This is a genomic window from Streptomyces sp. NPDC052910 (assembly GCF_055585605.1).
The window spans coordinates 365,926-383,448 of sequence record NZ_JBVJJR010000004.1; the positions used below are offsets into that span (position 1 = coordinate 365,926).

Consider the following 17,523-nt stretch of genomic DNA (forward strand, 5'->3'; position numbering starts at 1 on the left):
GCGGCACCCCGGTCGGACGCGCCGGAGCGGCCGGTTCCGGTGGCCGAACGTACGCTCGCAGCATGTCCGACGTGTACGCCGCGCGCCGTTCCCGGCTGCTGGAGCGGTGCCTGGCGAGCGGGAGCGAGGCCGCGCTGGTGACCGGCGGGGCCAATGTCCGCTATCTCGCGGGCCACGCCCCGGCCGACGCGGCCCTGCTCGTCGGGCCCGTCCACGACGTACTGCTCTGCGCCTCCGACCCGTTCGACGCGGCCTCGACCGGCCGGCCGGCCGGCGATCTGCGGGTCTTCGTCCTGCCGAGCACCGAGGCGGACCCGGCCGTCGTGGGGGCGGAGCGGGCCGCCGCGGCCGGGGCCGGCTCGCTGGCGGTCGAGGAGCACCACCTGACCGTACGGCGCCACCGTGCCCTGGGGGCCGTCGCGCCGGGACTGCGGCTGGACGACCTCGGGCCGGCCGTGGAGCAGCAGCGGCTGGTGAAGGACGAGGAGGAGATCTCCTGCCTGCGGATCGCCGCCGAGATCGCCGACCAGGCGCTGGGGGAGCTGCTGGAGTCCATCCTGGTCGGCCGGACCGAGCGGCACCTCGCCCTGGAGCTGGAGCGCCGCCTGGTGGACCACGGCGCGTCCGGTCCCGCCTTCCCCACCTCGGTGGGGACCGGGCCGGACTCCGGGCTGGCCGGGCACGTACCCTCGGACCGGCGGGTGGAGGAGGGCGACTTCCTCTCCGTCTGCCTGGGCGCCGACTACCGCGGCTACCACAGCGAGATCGCCCGCACCTTCGTCATCGGCACCTCTCCGGCGGACTGGCAGATCGAGCTCTACGAGCAGGTGTTCGCGGCCCAGCGGGCCGGGCGGGAGGCGCTGCTGCCCGGGACGCCGTACCGTGACGTCGACCGCGCGGCGCGGCGCGTGCTGGAGGCCGCGGGCCACGGCGACCGGGTCGGACCGCGCATCGGTCACGGGGTCGGACTCGAAAACGGCGAGGACCCTCGGCTGGCGCCCGCGGCCATGGGTAAACTGGACGCTTGCGTGCCGGTCACCGTAGATCCGGGGGTTCACCTCCCGGGGCGGGGCGGCGTCCGGATCGATGACACGCTCGTCGTCCGCCCCGAGGCGGACGGCGGTCCCGAGCTACTCACCATCACGACCAAGGAGCTGCTCGCGCTGTAGCGCGTGCCTCTTCGGGGTCGCAGCTTCAGTCCAGGAGATTCCGCAACCGTGGCTTCCACGAACGACCTCAAGAACGGCATGGTGCTCAAGCTCGAAGGCGGCCAGCTCTGGTCCGTCGTCGAGTTCCAGCACGTCAAGCCCGGCAAGGGCCCCGCCTTCGTCCGCACGAAGCTCAAGAACGTGCTCTCCGGCAAGGTGGTGGACAAGACCTTCAACGCCGGCGTGAAGGTCGAGACGGCCAACGTCGACAAGCGCGGTATGCAGTTCTCGTACATGGACGGCGACTACTTCGTCTTCATGGACATGGACACGTACGACCAACTGCACATCGACCGCAAGACCGTCGGTGACGCCGCCAACTTCCTGATCGAGGGCTTCGAGGCCGTCGTCGCGCAGAACGAGGGCTCGGTCCTCTACGTCGAGCTGCCGGCCGCCGTCGAGCTCACCATCAAGCACACCGACCCGGGCGTCCAGGGCGACCGCTCCACCGGCGGCACCAAGCCCGCCGAGCTGGAGACCGGCTACGAGATCCAGGTCCCGCTCTTCATCACCACGGGTGAGAAGATCAAGGTCGACACGCGCACCGGCGATTACCTCGGCCGGGTGAACAGCTAACCGTGGCCGCCCGCAGCAACTCCCGGAAGCGCGCCTTCCAGATCCTCTTCGAGGCCGACCAGCGAGAGGCGTCCGTGCTGGACGTCCTCGCCGACTGGATCCGGCACTCGCGCTCGGACGACCGGCAGCCGCCCGTCAACGAGTACACGATGCAGTTGGTCGAGGGCTACGCCGAGCACGTCGCCCGGATCGACGAGCTGATCGAGACCTACGCGGTCGACTGGGACCTGGACCGGATGCCGGCCGCCGACCGGAACATCGTCCGGCTCGGGGCCTATGAGCTCATCTGGGAGGACGGGACCCCCGACGCGGTGGCGATCGACGAGGCGGTGCAGCTCGCCAAGGAGTTCTCCACCGACGAGTCGCCGGCCTTCATCAACGGCCTGCTGGGCCGGTTCAAGGAGCTCAAGCCGGGCATCCGCCGGGCCTGACGCGCCACGACCGAGACACGAACCGCCAGGGGCGGGGAACCGAGAAGGTTCCCCGCCCCTGGCGGTTTTCGTGCGATGTCGCCGGGCCGGCCGAAAACTACGCGTCCTCGTGCTGCACGGCGCGGCGCGCGTCCGCGTCGAGCACGCCCCAACTGATGAGCTGCTCGGTGAGCACCGAAGGCGACTGGTCGTAGATCACGGCGAGGGTGCGCAGGTCGTCCTGGCGGATCGACAGCACCTTGCCGTTGTAGTCGCCGCGCTGGCTCTGGATGGTCGCCGCGTAACGCTGAAGCGGGCCCGCCTTCTCGGCCGGGACGTGGGCGAGGCGCTCCAGGTCCAGGACCAGCTTCGGCGGGGGCTCGGCAGCCCCGCCCGGCGTGGTGCCGGGCAGCAGCTCCTGCACGGGCACGCCGTAGAAGTCGGCCAGCTCGGCAAGGCGCTGCACGGTCACGGCACGGTCGCCGCGCTCGTACGAGCCGACCACCACGGCCTTCCAGCGGCCCTGGGACTTCTCCTCGACACCATGGAGAGAGAGACCCTGCTGGGTGCGGATGGCGCGGAGCTTGGCCCCGAGCTGTTTGGCGTATTCGCTGGACATAAAGCTCCCCGGACGCGGTATCAATGTGCGGCTCTGCCGCGTGGCTGGTAACTCACTGTGAGGTTACGCAGCGTAATCTGGCTTCGTCAAGCCGAATGGTCCACTGCTTCGGCCGTCGGGGGCCGCGGCCGGAGCACCCCCGGGCGGCTGCTACTGTGGACCAAGCAATTCCGACGTCCTTTAATGTCCGTCCCGTGAGGCGGAGAAGGAGGTCCGTTTCTTATGGACACCACCGCATCCGCGGCGGGTCCCGCGCGTCCTGTGCTCGAAGCACCGGACATCGCCCGGGTCCTCACCCGCATCGCCCACGAGATCGTCGAACGCGCCAAGGGCGCCGACGATGTCGTCCTGCTCGGCATCCCCACCCGAGGGGTCTACCTCGCCCACCGCCTCGCCGCGAAGCTGGCCGAGATCACCGGCACCACCATGCCCGTGGGCTCCCTCGACATCACCATGTACCGCGACGACCTGCGGCTCCGCCCGGCCCGGGCGCTGGCCCGCACGGAGATCCCCGGCGACGGCATCGACGGCCGTCTCGTGGTCCTCGTCGACGACGTGCTCTTCTCCGGCCGCACCATCCGCGCCGCCCTCGACGCCCTGAACGACATCGGGCGCCCCCGCGCGGTCCAGCTCGCCGTCCTGGTCGACCGCGGCCACCGCGAGCTGCCGATCCGTGCCGACTACGTCGGCAAGAACCTCCCCACGTCGCTGCGCGAGACGGTCAAGGTCCAGCTCACCGAGGAGGACGGGCGCGACAGCGTGCTCCTCGGCGTGCGCACCGAAGCCCCGGCCGACGGCCGCTAGCAGCCTCCCCGCACGGGTCCGCATCCCCGGACCCGCGACGCCGCACGCCCGGCCGTCCTCACGCACACCCTCAACCACGGAGCATCCGGATGCTGCACCTCTCCGGGGGGAGCCCCCGTACCCGCGGCCACCTGGTCTCGGCCGCCGACCTCGGCCGCGACGACGCCGTCCTGATCCTCGACACCGCCGAGGAGATGGCCCGCGTCGCGGACCGGCCGATCAAGAAGCTGCCGACCCTGCGCGGCCGGACCGTCGTCAACCTCTTCTTCGAGGACTCGACGCGGACCCGCATCTCCTTCGAGGCCGCCGCCAAGCGGCTGTCCGCCGACGTCATCAACTTCTCCGCCAAGGGCTCCTCGGTCTCCAAGGGCGAGTCCCTGAAGGACACCGCGCTCACCCTGGAGGCGATGGGCGCCGACGCCGTCGTCATCCGCCACCACGACTCCGGCGCCCCGCACCGGCTGGCCACCTCCGGCTGGATCAACGGCTCGGTCGTCAACGCCGGCGACGGCACCCACGAGCACCCCACCCAGGCGCTGCTGGACGCCTTCACCCTGCGCCGCCGCCTGGTCGGCCCCGACGCCGGGATCGGCAAGGACCTGGCCGGCCGCCGGATCACCATCGTCGGCGACATCCTGCACAGCCGCGTCGCCCGGTCCAACGTCCACCTGCTCACCGCGCTGGGCGCGGAGGTCACTCTCGTCGCACCGCCCACCCTGGTGCCCATCGGCGTCGAGCACTGGCCCTGCGAGGTCTCCTACGACCTGGACGCGGTGCTCCCCAAGTCCGACGCCGTGATGATGCTGCGCGTCCAGCGCGAGCGGATGAACGCCGCGTTCTTCCCCACCGAGCGCGAGTACGCGCGCCGCTACGGCCTCGACGGCCAGCGGATGGCGAGGATGCCCGAGGACGCGATCGTCATGCACCCCGGCCCGATGAACCGCGGCATGGAGATCACCGCCGAGGTCGCCGACTCCCGCCGCTGCACGGCCGTGGAGCAGGTCACCAACGGCGTCTCCATCCGGATGGCCGTCCTCTACCTGCTGCTCGGCGGCTCGGAGTCCGCCGTCGGCTCGGAGCCCGCCGTCACGAACACGAACACCCGCACCGAGGAGAACAAGTAATGCCCCAGATCCTTATCCGCGGTGCCAAGGTGCTCGGCGGCCCCGCCCAGGACGTCCTGATCGACGGCGAGACCATCGCCCGGGTCGGCAACGGCATCGAGGCCGACGGTGCGACCGTGATCGAGGCGGACGGCAAGGTCCTGCTCCCCGGCCTGGTCGACCTCCACACCCACCTCCGCGAGCCCGGCCGCGAGGACTCCGAGACCGTGCTCACCGGCACCCGCGCCGCGGCCACGGGCGGCTACACCGCCGTGCACGCCATGGCCAACACCTTCCCGGTCGCCGACACCGCCGGCGTCGTCGAGCAGGTCTGGCGGCTCGGCAAGGAGTCCGGCTACTGCGACGTACAGCCCGTCGGCGCCGTCACCGTCGGCCTGGAGGGCAAGAAGCTCGCCGAGCTCGGCGCCATGCACGACTCCGCCGCCGGCGTCCGGGTCTTCTCCGACGACGGCAAGTGCGTGGACGACGCCGTGATCATGCGGCGCGCCCTGGAGTACGTGAAGGCGTTCGACGGCGTCGTCGCCCAGCACGCCCAGGAGCCGCGGCTCACCGAGGGCGCCCAGATGAACGAGGGCGTGGTCTCCGCCGAGCTGGGCCTGGGCGGCTGGCCGGCCGTCGCCGAGGAGTCGATCATCGCCCGCGACGTGCTGCTCGCCGCGCACGTCGGCTCCCGGCTGCACGTCTGCCACCTCTCGACGGCCGGCTCGGTGGAGATCGTCCGCTGGGCCAAGTCCAAGGGCTGGAACGTCACCGCCGAGGTCACCCCGCACCATCTGCTCCTCACCGACGAGCTCGTCCGCTCGTACAACCCCGTCTACAAGGTGAACCCGCCGCTGCGCACCGAGGCCGACGTGATGGCCCTGCGCGAGGCGCTCGCCGACGGGACGATCGACTGCGTGGCCACCGACCACGCCCCGCACCCGCACGAGGACAAGGACTGCGAGTGGGGCGCCGCGGCCATGGGCATGGTGGGCCTGGAGACCGCCCTCTCGGTCGTCCAGCACACCATGGTCGAGACCGGCCTGCTGGACTGGGCGGGCGTCGCCGACCGGATGTCCTTCACCCCGGCCCGCATCGGCCGCCTCGCCGGACACGGCCGTCCGGTGGCCGCCGGTGAGCCCGCCAACCTCACCCTGGTCGATTCCGCTTACCGTGGTGTCGTGGACCCCGCGGGCTTCGCCTCCCGCAGCCGCAACACCCCCTACGAGGGCCGCGAGCTGCCGGGACGCGTCACCCACACCTTCCTGCGGGGCCGGGCGACGGTCGCCGACGGGAAGCTGACGGGAATCTGACGTGACACCTTTGATCACCAACCTCGCGATCTCCGACCTCGCGGACGAGCAGAAGTCGCAGGCCGTCACCGACTGGGCGGCGCGCGCCGGCTGGGTCGTGGGGCTGCTGCTCTTCATCGCGCTCCTCTACTGGCTGATGCGCGAGGGCTGGAAGTGGCGCGGCACGCTCCAGGGCGACCTGCCCCCGCTGCCCGCCGTCCCGGAGGAGCCGGGCCCGGCCCGGCTCACCCTCAGCGGCCGCTACCACGGCTCCACCACCGCCGGCCAGTGGCTGGACCGCATCGTCGCCGGGGGCCTCGGCACCCGCAGCCGCGCCGAGCTCTCCCTCACCGAGGAGGGCGTGAGCGTGCTGCGCCCCGGCGCCACCGACTTCCTGATCCCCGCCGACGCCGTACGCGGCGCCCGCCTCGACAAGGGCATCGCCGGCAAGGTCCTCACCGAGGGCGGCCTGCTGGTGATCACCTGGCAGCACGGCGACCGGCTGATCGACTCCGGCTTCCGGGCCGATCGTGTGGCGGAGCACCCGGCCTGGGTCGAGGAGCTCACCACCTCGCAGAACCTGAACAGCACGACGGAAGGCGCACGATGACGACCTCGCACCCGGGGAACCCCTCGCAGCGGAAGGGGGCGCTTCCCGCCGTACTGGTCCTGGAGGACGGCCGCGTCTTCCGCGGCCGGGCCTACGGCGCCGTGGGCACCACCTTCGGCGAGGCCGTGTTCTCCACCGGCATGACCGGCTACCAGGAGACCCTCACGGACCCCTCGTACCACCGCCAGGTGGTCGTGATGACCGCCCCGCACGTCGGCAACACCGGCGTCAACGACGAGGACCCCGAGTCGTCCCGCATCTGGGTGGCCGGCTACGTGGTCCGCGACCCCGCCCGCACCCCGTCGAACTGGCGCTCGCGCCGCTCCCTCGACGAGGAGCTGGAGCGCCAGGGCGTCGTCGGGATCAGCGGCATCGACACCCGCGCCCTCACCCGCCACCTGCGCGAGCGCGGTGCCATGCGGGTCGGCATCTTCTCCGGCGCCACCCTGCCGGACGACGCCGCCATGCTGGAGCAGGTGCGGCAGGCCCCCGAGATGGCGGGCGCGGACCTGTCCGCCGAGGTCGCCACCAAGGAGACCTACGTCGTCCCGGCCGTCGGCGAGCGGAAGTACACCGTCGCCGCGATCGACCTGGGCATCAAGGGCATGACCCCGCACCGGATGGCCGAGCGCGGCATAGAGGTCCACGTCCTGCCCGCCACGGCGACCGTCGAGGACGTCTACGCGGTGAACCCGGACGGCGTGTTCTTCTCCAACGGCCCGGGCGACCCGTCCACCGCCGACCACCCGGTCGCGGTGATGCGGGAGGTGCTGGAGCGGAAGACCCCGCTCTTCGGCATCTGCTTCGGCAACCAGATCCTCGGCCGCGCGCTGGGCTTCGGCACCTACAAGCTGAAGTACGGCCACCGCGGCATCAACCAGCCCGTGCAGGACCGGACGACCGGCAAGGTCGAGGTCACCGCGCACAACCACGGCTTCGCCGTCGACGCCCCGCTCGACGGGCCCGCCGACACCCCCTACGGCCGGGTCGAGGTCTCCCACGTCTGCCTCAACGACGACGTGGTCGAGGGGCTCCGGCTGCTCGACCGGCCGGCCTTCAGCGTCCAGTACCACCCCGAAGCCGCAGCGGGCCCGCACGACGCGGCCTACCTGTTCGACCGCTTCGTTGCTCTGATGGAGGGCCAGCGTGCCTAAGCGCACCGACATCCAGTCCGTTCTGGTCATCGGCTCCGGCCCGATCGTCATCGGTCAGGCGGCCGAGTTCGACTACTCCGGCACCCAGGCGTGCCGGGTCCTCAAGGCCGAGGGCCTGCGGGTCATCCTGGTCAACTCCAACCCGGCCACGATCATGACCGACCCGGAGATCGCCGACGCCACCTACGTCGAGCCGATCACCCCCGAGTTCGTCGAGCGGATCATCGCCAAGGAGCGCCCCGACGCCCTGCTGCCCACCCTGGGCGGCCAGACCGCGCTCAACACCGCGATCTCGCTGCACGAGGCGGGCACGCTGGAGAAGTACGACGTCGAGCTGATCGGCGCCAACGTGGAGGCGATCCACAAGGGCGAGGACCGCGAGCAGTTCAAGGCCGTCGTCGAGGCCGTGCACGCCCGCATCGGGCACGGCGAGTCCGCCCGCTCGGTCATCTGCCACACGATGGACGAGGTGATCGCCGGCGTCGAGACGCTCGGCGGCTACCCGGTCGTCGTCCGCCCCTCCTTCACCATGGGCGGCGCCGGCTCCGGCTTCGCCCACGACGAGGAGGAGCTGCGCCGCATCGCCGGCCAGGGCCTCACGCTCTCCCCGACCACCGAGGTGCTCCTGGAGGAGTCCATCCTCGGCTGGAAGGAGTACGAGCTGGAGCTGATGCGCGACCGCAACGACAACGTCGTGGTCGTCTGCTCCATCGAGAACTTCGACCCGATGGGCGTGCACACCGGCGACTCGATCACCGTCGCCCCGGCGATGACCCTCACCGACCGCGAGTACCAGGTGCTGCGCGACATCGGCATCGAGGTCATCCGCGAGGTCGGCGTGGACACCGGCGGCTGCAACATCCAGTTCGCGGTCAACCCCGAGGACGGCCGGGTCATCGTCATCGAGATGAACCCGCGCGTCTCCCGCTCCTCCGCGCTCGCCTCCAAGGCCACCGGCTTCCCGATCGCGAAGATCGCGGCCCGGCTCGCCGTCGGCTACACGCTGGACGAGATCCCCAACGACATCACCGAGCAGACCCCGGCCTCCTTCGAGCCGACGCTCGACTACGTCGTGGTCAAGGCCCCGCGCTTCGCCTTCGAGAAGTTCCCGGCCGCCGACGCCACCCTCACCACCACCATGAAGTCGGTGGGCGAGGCCATGGCCATCGGCCGGAACTTCACCGAGGCGCTGCAGAAGGCGCTGCGCTCGCTGGAGAAGAAGGGCTCGCAGTTCGACTTCGTCTCGGAGCCCGGCGACAAGACCGAGCTGCTGGCGAAGGCGGCCGTCCCGACGGACGGGCGGATCAACACCGTCATGGCCGCCATCCGGGCCGGCGCCACGCAGGCCGAGGTCTTCGCGGCCACCCGGATCGACCCCTGGTTCGTGGACCAGCTCTTCCTGCTGCACGAGGTCGCCCAGGAGCTGGCCGAGGCCGAGACGCTGGAGCCGGAGCTGCTCTTCGAGGCCAAGCGGCACGGCTTCTCCGACGTCCAGATCGCGGCGATCCGCGGGACCGACGAGAAGGTGGTCCGCGAGGTCCGGCACTCGCTGGGCGTGCGCCCGGTGTACAAGACGGTGGACACCTGCGCCGCCGAGTTCGCGGCCCGGACCCCGTACTTCTACTCCTCGTACGACGAGGAGAGCGAGGTCGCGCCGCGCGAGAAGCCCGCGGTGATCATCCTGGGCTCCGGCCCGAACCGCATCGGCCAGGGCATCGAGTTCGACTACTCCTGCGTCCACGCCTCGTTCGCGCTCAGCGACGCCGGCTACGAGACCGTGATGGTCAACTGCAACCCCGAGACGGTCTCCACCGACTACGACACCTCCGACCGGCTCTACTTCGAGCCGCTCACCCTGGAGGACGTGCTGGAGATCGTGCACGCCGAGCAGCAGGCGGGCCCGGTCGCGGGTGTGATCGTGCAGTTGGGCGGGCAGACCCCGCTGGGCCTGGCGCAGGCGCTCAAGGACAACGGCGTGCCGATCGTCGGCACCTCGCCCGAGGCCATCGACCTGGCCGAGGAGCGCGGCGCCTTCGGCCGCGTCCTCACCGAGGCCGGGCTGCCGGCGCCCAAGTACGGCACGGCCTTCTCCTTCGAGGAGGCCAAGGCCATCGCCGCCGAGATCGGCTACCCGGTGATGGTCCGGCCGTCCTACGTGCTCGGCGGGCGCGGCATGGAGATCGTCTACGACGAGCCCTCGCTGGCCGGCTACCTGGAGCGGCACGCGGGCCTGATCTCCGAGCACCCGGTCCTCATCGACCGCTTCCTGGACGACGCCATAGAGATCGACGTGGACGCGCTCTACGACGGCCACGAGCTCTACCTCGGCGGCGTCATGGAGCACATCGAGGAGGCCGGCATCCACTCCGGCGACTCGGCCTGCGCGCTGCCCCCGATCACCCTGGGCGGCTTCGACATCAAGCGGCTGCGGACCTCGACGGAGGCGATCGCCAAGGGCGTGGGCGTCCGCGGTCTGATCAACATCCAGTTCGCGATGGCCGGGGACATCCTCTACGTCCTGGAGGCCAACCCGCGCGCCTCCCGGACCGTCCCCTTCACCTCGAAGGCGACCGCGGTGCCGCTGGCCAAGGCCGCCGCGCGGATCTCGCTGGGCGCCACCGTCGCCGAGCTGCGCGCCGAGGGGATGCTCCCGGCGCACGGCGACGGCGGCACGCTGCCGCTGGACGCGCCGATCTCCGTCAAGGAGGCCGTGATGCCGTGGACGCGGTTCCGCGACACCTCCGGCCGGGGCGTGGACACCGTCCTCGGCCCGGAGATGCGGTCCACGGGCGAGGTCATGGGCATCGACGACGTCTTCGGCACGGCGTACGCCAAGTCGCAGGCGGGGGCCTACGGCGCGCTGCCGACCGGGGGCCGGGCGTTCGTGTCGGTCGCCAACCGGGACAAGCGCTCGATGATCTTCCCGGCCCGGGAGCTGGTCGCCCACGGCTTCGAGCTGCTGGCCACCTCGGGCACCGCCGAGGTGCTGCGGCGGAACGGCATCCGGGCGACCGTCGTCCGCAAGCTGAGCGAGGGCGAGGGCCCGAACGGCGAGAAGACGATCGTCCAGCTCATCCACGACGGCAAGGTCGACCTGATCGTCAACACCCCCTACGGCACCGGGGGGCGGCTCGACGGCTACGAGATCCGTACCGCCGCCGTCTCCCGCGGGGTGCCCTGCCTGACCACGGTCCAGGCGCTGGCCGCCGCCGTCCAGGGCATCGAGGCGCTGTCCCGCGGCACCGTGGGCGTGCGCTCGCTCCAGGAACACGCGAGCCGGCTGACCGCCGCCCGCGAGGCGTAGGACGCGGAGGGGGACACCGGGAGGTGTCCCCCTCTTCGTGAGCCCTTCCTCCCTTTCCCCGCTGCCCAGAAGGCCCGAAATGTACCGATTCTTCTTCCGGCTGGCCTTCCGCCGGATGGACCCCGAGCAGGCCCACCACCTGGCCTTCGGCTGGATCCGCGCCATCGCCCGGATCCCCGTCCTGCGCACCTTCGTCGCCGCCGTCCTCGCCCCCCGCCACCAGGAGCTGCGCACCGAGGCCCTGGGCCTGCGGATGCACGGCCCCTTCGGCCTCGCCGCCGGCTTCGACAAGAACGCCGCCGCCATCGACGGCATGGCCATGCTCGGCTTCGACCATGTCGAGATCGGCACCGTCACCGCCCAGCCGCAGCCCGGCAACCCCAAGAAGCGGCTGTTCCGCCTGGTTGCCGACCGCGCGCTGATCAACCGCATGGGCTTCAACAACGACGGGTCCGCGGCCGTCGCCCGCCGGCTGGCCGAGCGGAACCCGGTTTTCCGCACCACTGTCGGCGTCAACATCGGCAAGACGAAGATCGTCCCCGAGGCGGAGGCCGTCGCCGACTACGTCACCTCCACCGAGCGGCTGGCCGCCCACGCCGACTACCTGGTCGTCAACGTCTCCTCGCCCAACACCCCGGGACTCCGGAACCTCCAGGCCACCGAGGCGCTGCGCCCGCTGCTCACCGCCGTCCGCGAGGCCGCCGACCGCACGGTCACCGACCGGCGCGTCCCGCTGCTGGTGAAGATCGCCCCTGACCTCGCCGACGAGGACGTCGACGCCGTCGCCGACCTCGCCGTCGAACTCGGCCTCGACGGCATCATCGCCACCAACACCACCATCGCCCGCGAGGGTCTCGGGCTGCGCACCCCGCAGCGCACGGTCGAGGCCATCGGCGCGGGCGGCCTGTCGGGCGCCCCCCTCAAGGAGCGCTCGCTGGAGGTCCTGCGCCGGCTGTACGCCCGCGTCGGCGACCGCATCACCCTCGTGGGCGTGGGCGGCGTCGAGACCGCCGACGACGTCTGGGAGCGCATCCTGGCCGGCGCCACCCTGGTCCAGGGCTACAGCGCCTTCATCTACGAGGGCCCCTTCTGGTGCCGCGCCCTCCACCGCGGCCTCGCCGAGAAGCTGGCCGCCAGCCCCTACGCCACCCTCGCCGACGCGGTCGGCGCCGAACACCGGAAGGTGTCCGCGTGACTCCCGTGCCCCCCCTGGAGCCCTTCGGTGCCCGCCTGCGCCGTGCCATGGACGAGCGCGGCCCGCTCTGCGTCGGCATCGACCCGCACGCCGCCCTGCTCTCCGCCTGGGGTCTCGGCGACGACATCACGGGCCTGGAGCGGTTCGCCCGCACCACCGTGGAGGCGCTCGCCGACCGGGTGGCCGTCCTCAAGCCCCAGTCCGCCTTCTTCGAGCGCTTCGGCTCGCGCGGCATCGCCGTCCTGGAACGGGCCGTCGCCGACGCCCGCGCGGCAGGCGCCCTGGTGCTGATGGACGCCAAGCGCGGCGACATCGGCTCCACCATGGCCGCCTACGCCGAGACCTACCTCGACCCGGCCGCACCGCTGTTCTCCGACGCGGTCACCGTCAGCCCGTACCTCGGCTACGGCGCGCTGCGCCCCGCCCTGGACCTGGCCCGGGCGACCGGCACCGGCGTCTTCGTCCTCGCCCTCACCTCCAACCCGGAGGGCGCCGAGGTCCAGCACGCGCTCCGGGCGGACGGGCGCAGCGTCGCCGCGACGATGCTGGACCACCTGCGGGCGGAGAACGCCGATGCCGCCCCCATGGGCTCCTTCGGCGCGGTCGTCGGGGCCACGCTCGCCGGCTCGAACGCCGGACGGGCTCCGGCCATCAACGGACCGCTGCTCGCCCCCGGCATCGGCGCCCAGGGCGCCACCGCCGCGGATCTGCCGAAGGTCTTCGGCGCGGCGGTCCGGGACGTCGTCCCCAATGTGAGCCGGGGTGTCCTCCGGCACGGACCCGACGTCGGTGCCCTGCGGGAGAGCGCGGCGCGGTTCGCGGACGAGGTGCGGGAGGCCGTCGCCGCCGGCTGATCCGGACCGGCGACCGGCGCGCTGTCGGGAAAACAGCGGCCGCTATGTCCGAAAAAGTCCTGGTCGAGCGAGGCTGACCAGGACTTTTCCGCTGTTCTCGCTGACTGGAGCGGGATCGGCCGCTAGTCTCCGACAAGAGCGAACGTGCAAGCGCGTTGCTCGTTGCTCCCCAGGTGTGGGCCGACTAGGTTCTCACCGGTCCTTATCCGACAGTTCGACATCCGAGGTGACGTAGGCGTGGCTCTTCCGCCCCTTACCCCTGAACAGCGCGCAGCCGCGCTCGAAAAGGCCGCCGCGGCTCGCCGGGAGCGCGCCGAGGTCAAGAATCGGCTCAAGCACTCCGGCGCCTCGCTGCACGAGGTCATCAAGCAAGGCCAGGAGAACGACGTCATCGGCAAGATGAAGGTCAGTGCCCTCCTGGAGAGTCTCCCCGGCGTGGGCAAGGTCCGCGCCAAGCAGATCATGGAGCGGCTCGGGATCTCCGAGAGCCGCCGTGTCCGCGGGCTCGGTACGAACCAGATCGCGGCTCTTGAGCGGGAGTTCGGCAGCACCGCGGCCTGACGTTACCGGGCACTCCCGGGAACCGGGATAATCGCTGCATGAGTACTGCAGTCTCCCGGGGGACGACCCCCGTTTCCCCGGCCAGACGTCCGCGGCTGACCGTGCTCTCCGGCCCCTCCGGGGTCGGCAAGAGCACGGTCGTCGCCCACATGCGCAAGGCCCACCCCGAGGTGTGGCTCTCGGTCTCCTGCACCACCCGCAAGCCGCGCCCCGGCGAGCGGGAGGGTGTCCAGTACTTCTTCGTGGACGACACGGAGTTCGACAAGCTCGTCGCCAACGGGGAGCTGCTGGAGTGGGCCGAGTTCGCCGGCAACCGGTACGGCACGCCGCGCCAGGCGGTCCTTGACCGGCTGGAGGCGGGTGAGCCGGTGCTGCTGGAGATCGACCTGCAGGGCGCCCGGCAGGTCCGCGCGTCGATGGAGGACGCCCAACTGGTCTTCCTCGCGCCGCCGAGCTGGGACGAGCTGGTCCGCCGGCTCACCGGCCGGGGGACCGAGTCGCCCGAGGTCATCGAGCGCCGGCTGGCCGCGGCCCGTACGGAGCTCGCGGCGGAGTCGGAGTTCGACACCACCCTGGTCAACACCTCCGTCGAGGACGTCGCGCGGGAGCTGCTAGCCTTGCTCCGATGAGCAGGGGTACACCCCGTACCTCCCGTACACCCGGTACGCCCCATTCGCGCATCACGACTTTCTTCACCCCCCTTCGGAAGGCAGAGAGTGTCCTCTTCCATCACCGCGCCCGAGGGCATCATCAACCCGCCGATTGATGAGCTGCTCGAAGCGACCGACTCGAAGTACAGCCTGGTGATCTACGCCGCCAAGCGCGCCCGCCAGATCAACGCGTACTACTCGCAGCTCGGCGAGGGCCTGCTGGAGTACGTCGGTCCGCTGGTGGACACCCACGTTCACGAGAAGCCGCTCTCCATCGCGCTCCGCGAGATCAACGCGGGTCTGCTCACCTCCGAGGCCATCGAGGCCCCGGCGCAGTAAGCGACTCCCGCGCGGTAACGCGACGAGATACGTTCACCAAGGGCCCGGCAGCACCACTGCCGGGCCCTTGGTGTGTCATGGAAACCTGCAACGAGAGCCGGGGAGAGGCGAGCGATGGACAAGCCCAAGGTCGTGCTGGGGGTCAGCGGCGGGATCGCCGCCTACAAGGCGTGTGAGCTGCTGCGCCGGTTCACCGAGTCGGGCCACGACGTACGCGTCGTCCCGACGGCCTCCGCGCTGCACTTCGTCGGCGAGGCCACCTGGTCGGCGCTGTCCGGGCACTCGGCCGGCACCGAGGTGTGGGAGAGCGTGCACGAGGTGCCGCACGTGCGGATCGGGCAGCAGGCCGACCTCGTCGTGGTCGCCCCCTGCACCGCCGACATGCTGGCCAAGGCCGCCCACGGGCTGGCCGACGACCTGCTGACCAACACCCTCCTCACGGCCCGCTGCCCGGTGGTCTTCGCGCCCGCCATGCACACCGAGATGTGGGAGAACCCGGCCACCCAGGAGAACGTGGCCACCCTCCGCCGCCGGGGCGCCGTCGTCATCGAGCCCGCCGTCGGCCGGCTGACCGGCGTGGACACCGGCAAGGGCCGGTTCCCCGACCCGGCCGAGATCTTCGAGATCTGCCGCCGGGTACTGGCCCGGGGCGCGGGCGAACGGGACCTGGCCGGCCGGCACGTGGTGATCAGCGCCGGCGGCACCCGCGAACCGCTGGACCCGGTGCGCTACCTCGGCAACCGCTCCTCCGGCCGGCAGGGCTACGCCCTGGCCCGGACCGCCGTGGCGCGCGGTGCCCGGGTGACGCTGGTGGCGGCCAACAGCGAGCTGCCCGACCCGGCCGGTGCGGACGTGGTGCGCGTGGGTACCGCGGTGCAGTTGCGGGAGGCGGTGCTCAAGGCCGCGGCCGACGCGGACGCCGTGGTGATGGCCGCCGCGGTCGCCGACTTCCGGCCCGCCCACTACGCCCCCGGCAAGATCAAGAAGCGGGACGGCGAGGAGCCGGCCCCCGTCGAGCTGGTCCGCAACCCGGACGTCCTCGCCGAGCTGTCGGCGGACCGGGCCCGTCCCGGGCAGGTCGTCGTGGGCTTCGCGGCCGAGACGGACGACGTCCTGGCCAACGGGCGGGCCAAGCTCGCGCGCAAGGGGTGCGACCTGCTGGTGGTCAACGAGGTGGGGGAGGGGCGGACCTTCGGCTCCCCGGAGAACGAGGCCGTGGTGCTGGCCGCGGATGGTGGCGAGACCCCGGTTCCGCACGGTCCCAAGGAGGACCTGGCCGACGTGGTCTGGGATCTGGTCGCCGGCCGCCTGGCGTGAGAGCGGGCGGCGGCGGAGGCGGTCTGGTGCGGTCCGTCCGGATGTGCATACGGCGAACAAAGTGACGAGCGTCACTGGGTGAGCAGGTAGTGATGCCGGACAGGAGGTCCCCCGGGAGCGAAGGCCGGATAAACTGACACCGGCCCGTGCCGAGCGCAGCTCTCGTCCGGAGCCGTCAATGATCAGCCAGCAGCCGCTGCAACCCCAGGGAGCGATGTGTCCCGCCGCCTGTTCACCTCGGAATCAGTGACCGAGGGTCACCCCGACAAGATCGCTGACCAGATCAGCGACACCATTCTCGACGCCCTCCTCAAGGAGGACCCGACCTCCCGGGTCGCCGTCGAGACCCTGATCACCACCGGTCTGGTGCACGTCGCCGGAGAGGTGACCACGAAGGCGTACGCGCCGATCGCCACGCTGGTCCGCAACAAGATCCTGGAGATCGGCTACGACTCGTCCAAGAAGGGCTTCGACGGCGCGTCCTGCGGCGTCTCGGTCTCGATCGGATCGCAGTCCCCGGACATCGCGCAGGGTGTCGACGCCGCGTACGAGGCGCGGGTCGAGGGCGATGAGGACGAGCTCGACAAGCAGGGCGCGGGCGACCAGGGCCTGATGTTCGGCTACGCCTGCGACGAGACGCCCGAGCTCATGCCCCTCCCGATCAACCTGGCGCACCGGCTGTCGCGCCGCCTGACGGAGGTCCGCAAGAACGGGACCATCCCCTACCTGCGCCCCGACGGCAAGACCCAGGTCACCATCGAGTACGACGGCAACAAGGCGGTCCGGCTGGACACCGTCGTCGTCTCCTCGCAGCACGCGTCCGACATCGACCTGGACTCGCTGCTCGCCCCCGACATCCGCGAGTACGTCGTGGAGCACGTCCTCAAGGAGCTCGTCGAGGACGGCATCAAGCTGGACACCGAGGGCTACCGGCTGCTCGTGAACCCCACCGGCCGCTTCGAGATCGGCGGCCCGATGGGCGACGCCGGCCTCACCGGCCGCAAGATCATCATCGACACCTACGGCGGCATGGCCCGCCACGGTGGCGGCGCCTTCTCCGGCAAGGACCCGTCCAAGGTCGACCGCTCGGCCGCGTACGCGATGCGCTGGGTCGCGAAGAACGTGGTCGCCGCCGGGCTGGCCGCCCGCTGCGAGGTGCAGGTCGCCTACGCGATCGGCAAGGCGGAGCCGGTCGGTCTGTTCGTCGAGACCTTCGGCACGGCCACGGTCGACACGGACAAGATCGAGCACGCCATCGCCGAGGTGTTCGACCTGCGGCCGGCCGCGATCATCCGCGACCTGGATCTGCTGCGGCCGATCTACGCGCAGACCGCGGCCTATGGCCACTTCGGCCGTGAGCACGAGGACTTCACGTGGGAGCGGACGGACCGGGTGGAGGCGCTGCGGAAGGCTGCGGGGCTCTGACCTTTTGACGTACGGCCCCGGGGCGGGAAACCGCTCCGGGGCCGTACGTGTTCGGTGCCCCGGTCCCGCCCCTTCGCCGTTTCCCGGGGCTGCGCCCCAGAC

The 17,523-nt window shown here is 71.5% G+C and carries 17 protein-coding genes; 16 read left to right on the plus strand and 1 reads right to left on the minus strand.

Annotated features, from left to right (window positions below; genetic code table 11):
* Positions 1-62: 62 nt before the first annotated feature.
* Genes ACZ6X9_RS17955 through nusB form a run of 3 tightly spaced genes read left to right on the plus strand, consistent with a single transcriptional unit; the run spans position 63 to position 2,215 of the window.
* Entirely contained in the window at positions 63-1,169 is a 1,107-nt protein-coding gene (locus ACZ6X9_RS17955) for a M24 family metallopeptidase (RefSeq protein WP_469778945.1), read from the plus strand.
* A gap of 48 nt (positions 1,170-1,217) precedes the next feature.
* Entirely contained in the window at positions 1,218-1,784 is a 567-nt protein-coding gene (efp, locus tag ACZ6X9_RS17960; protein WP_469778946.1) for an elongation factor P, read from the plus strand.
* Positions 1,785-1,786: 2 nt separating this feature from the next.
* Complete coding sequence (gene nusB / locus ACZ6X9_RS17965; RefSeq protein ID WP_185946187.1) at positions 1,787-2,215, plus strand: transcription antitermination factor NusB; 429 nt, start codon at positions 1,787-1,789, stop codon at positions 2,213-2,215.
* A 97-nt stretch (positions 2,216-2,312) separates the two neighbouring features.
* On the opposite strand, the gene bldD is transcribed toward nusB, so the two are convergent.
* Entirely contained in the window at positions 2,313-2,813 is a 501-nt protein-coding gene (bldD, locus tag ACZ6X9_RS17970) for a transcriptional regulator BldD (protein WP_004948690.1), read from the minus strand.
* A 222-nt stretch (positions 2,814-3,035) separates the two neighbouring features.
* On the opposite strand from bldD, the gene pyrR reads away from it, so the two are divergent.
* From pyrR to metK, 13 genes are all read left to right on the plus strand, one after another.
* Complete coding sequence (gene pyrR / locus ACZ6X9_RS17975) at positions 3,036-3,617, plus strand: bifunctional pyr operon transcriptional regulator/uracil phosphoribosyltransferase PyrR (protein ID WP_469778947.1); 582 nt, start codon at positions 3,036-3,038, stop codon at positions 3,615-3,617.
* A gap of 89 nt (positions 3,618-3,706) precedes the next feature.
* Positions 3,707-4,741 (plus strand): aspartate carbamoyltransferase catalytic subunit, encoded by a 1,035-nt coding sequence (locus ACZ6X9_RS17980; RefSeq protein WP_469778948.1) that lies wholly within the window; start codon positions 3,707-3,709, stop codon positions 4,739-4,741.
* Positions 4,741-6,033 (plus strand): dihydroorotase, encoded by a 1,293-nt coding sequence (locus ACZ6X9_RS17985; RefSeq protein ID WP_398269467.1) that lies wholly within the window; start codon positions 4,741-4,743, stop codon positions 6,031-6,033. Before ACZ6X9_RS17980 ends, ACZ6X9_RS17985 begins: the two co-directional genes overlap by 1 nt.
* Position 6,034: 1 nt before the next feature.
* Complete coding sequence (locus ACZ6X9_RS17990) at positions 6,035-6,622, plus strand: PH-like domain-containing protein (RefSeq protein WP_469778949.1); 588 nt, start codon at positions 6,035-6,037, stop codon at positions 6,620-6,622.
* Positions 6,619-7,776, plus strand: coding sequence for a glutamine-hydrolyzing carbamoyl-phosphate synthase small subunit (gene carA, locus ACZ6X9_RS17995; RefSeq protein ID WP_469778950.1), 1,158 nt, complete (start codon positions 6,619-6,621; stop codon positions 7,774-7,776). Before ACZ6X9_RS17990 ends, carA begins: the two co-directional genes overlap by 4 nt.
* On the plus strand, positions 7,769-11,080 hold the full coding sequence (gene carB / locus ACZ6X9_RS18000) for a carbamoyl-phosphate synthase large subunit (RefSeq protein WP_469778951.1): 3,312 nt from the start codon (positions 7,769-7,771) through the stop codon (positions 11,078-11,080). The genes carA and carB overlap by 8 nt, the downstream gene beginning before the upstream one ends.
* 79 nt (positions 11,081-11,159) lie before the next feature.
* Positions 11,160-12,275, plus strand: a complete 1,116-nt coding sequence (locus tag ACZ6X9_RS18005; protein ID WP_469778952.1) for a quinone-dependent dihydroorotate dehydrogenase — start codon at positions 11,160-11,162, stop codon at positions 12,273-12,275.
* Positions 12,276-12,280: 5 nt separating this feature from the next.
* A complete protein-coding gene (pyrF, locus tag ACZ6X9_RS18010) occupies positions 12,281-13,129 on the plus strand; it encodes an orotidine-5'-phosphate decarboxylase (protein WP_469779184.1) in 849 nt (282 codons plus the stop codon).
* Positions 13,130-13,366: 237 nt separating this feature from the next.
* Positions 13,367-13,690: an integration host factor, actinobacterial type gene (locus tag ACZ6X9_RS18015; protein ID WP_223771230.1), complete on the plus strand. Its 324-nt coding sequence runs from the start codon at positions 13,367-13,369 to the stop codon at positions 13,688-13,690.
* A gap of 38 nt (positions 13,691-13,728) precedes the next feature.
* Entirely contained in the window at positions 13,729-14,319 is a 591-nt protein-coding gene (gene gmk / locus ACZ6X9_RS18020; RefSeq protein WP_469778953.1) for a guanylate kinase, read from the plus strand.
* Positions 14,320-14,406: 87 nt separating this feature from the next.
* On the plus strand, positions 14,407-14,679 hold the full coding sequence (gene rpoZ, locus ACZ6X9_RS18025) for a DNA-directed RNA polymerase subunit omega (protein WP_004948662.1): 273 nt from the start codon (positions 14,407-14,409) through the stop codon (positions 14,677-14,679).
* A 114-nt stretch (positions 14,680-14,793) separates the two neighbouring features.
* Positions 14,794-15,996: a bifunctional phosphopantothenoylcysteine decarboxylase/phosphopantothenate--cysteine ligase CoaBC gene (coaBC, locus tag ACZ6X9_RS18030; RefSeq protein WP_469778954.1), complete on the plus strand. Its 1,203-nt coding sequence runs from the start codon at positions 14,794-14,796 to the stop codon at positions 15,994-15,996.
* Positions 15,997-16,212: 216 nt separating this feature from the next.
* On the plus strand, positions 16,213-17,421 hold the full coding sequence (metK, locus tag ACZ6X9_RS18035) for a methionine adenosyltransferase (protein ID WP_469778955.1): 1,209 nt from the start codon (positions 16,213-16,215) through the stop codon (positions 17,419-17,421).
* Positions 17,422-17,523: the final 102 nt, after the last annotated feature.

Excerpts from the sequence above, each read along its gene's own strand:
- coaBC (WP_469778954.1), top strand. The coding sequence starts at position 14,794 with ATGGACAAGCCCAAGGTCGTGCTGGGGGTCAGCGGCGGGATCGCCGCC.
- ACZ6X9_RS17985 (WP_398269467.1), top strand. The coding sequence starts at position 4,741 with ATGCCCCAGATCCTTATCCGCGGTGCCAAGGTGCTCGGCGGCCCCGCC.
- ACZ6X9_RS18005 (WP_469778952.1), top strand. The coding sequence starts at position 11,160 with ATGTACCGATTCTTCTTCCGGCTGGCCTTCCGCCGGATGGACCCCGAG.
- pyrR (WP_469778947.1), top strand. The coding sequence starts at position 3,036 with ATGGACACCACCGCATCCGCGGCGGGTCCCGCGCGTCCTGTGCTCGAA.
- carA (WP_469778950.1), top strand. The coding sequence starts at position 6,619 with ATGACGACCTCGCACCCGGGGAACCCCTCGCAGCGGAAGGGGGCGCTT.
- ACZ6X9_RS17955 (WP_469778945.1), top strand. The coding sequence starts at position 63 with ATGTCCGACGTGTACGCCGCGCGCCGTTCCCGGCTGCTGGAGCGGTGC.
- gmk (WP_469778953.1), top strand. The coding sequence starts at position 13,729 with ATGAGTACTGCAGTCTCCCGGGGGACGACCCCCGTTTCCCCGGCCAGA.
- bldD (WP_004948690.1), bottom strand. The coding sequence starts at position 2,813 with ATGTCCAGCGAATACGCCAAACAGCTCGGGGCCAAGCTCCGCGCCATC.
- ACZ6X9_RS17980 (WP_469778948.1), top strand. The coding sequence starts at position 3,707 with ATGCTGCACCTCTCCGGGGGGAGCCCCCGTACCCGCGGCCACCTGGTC.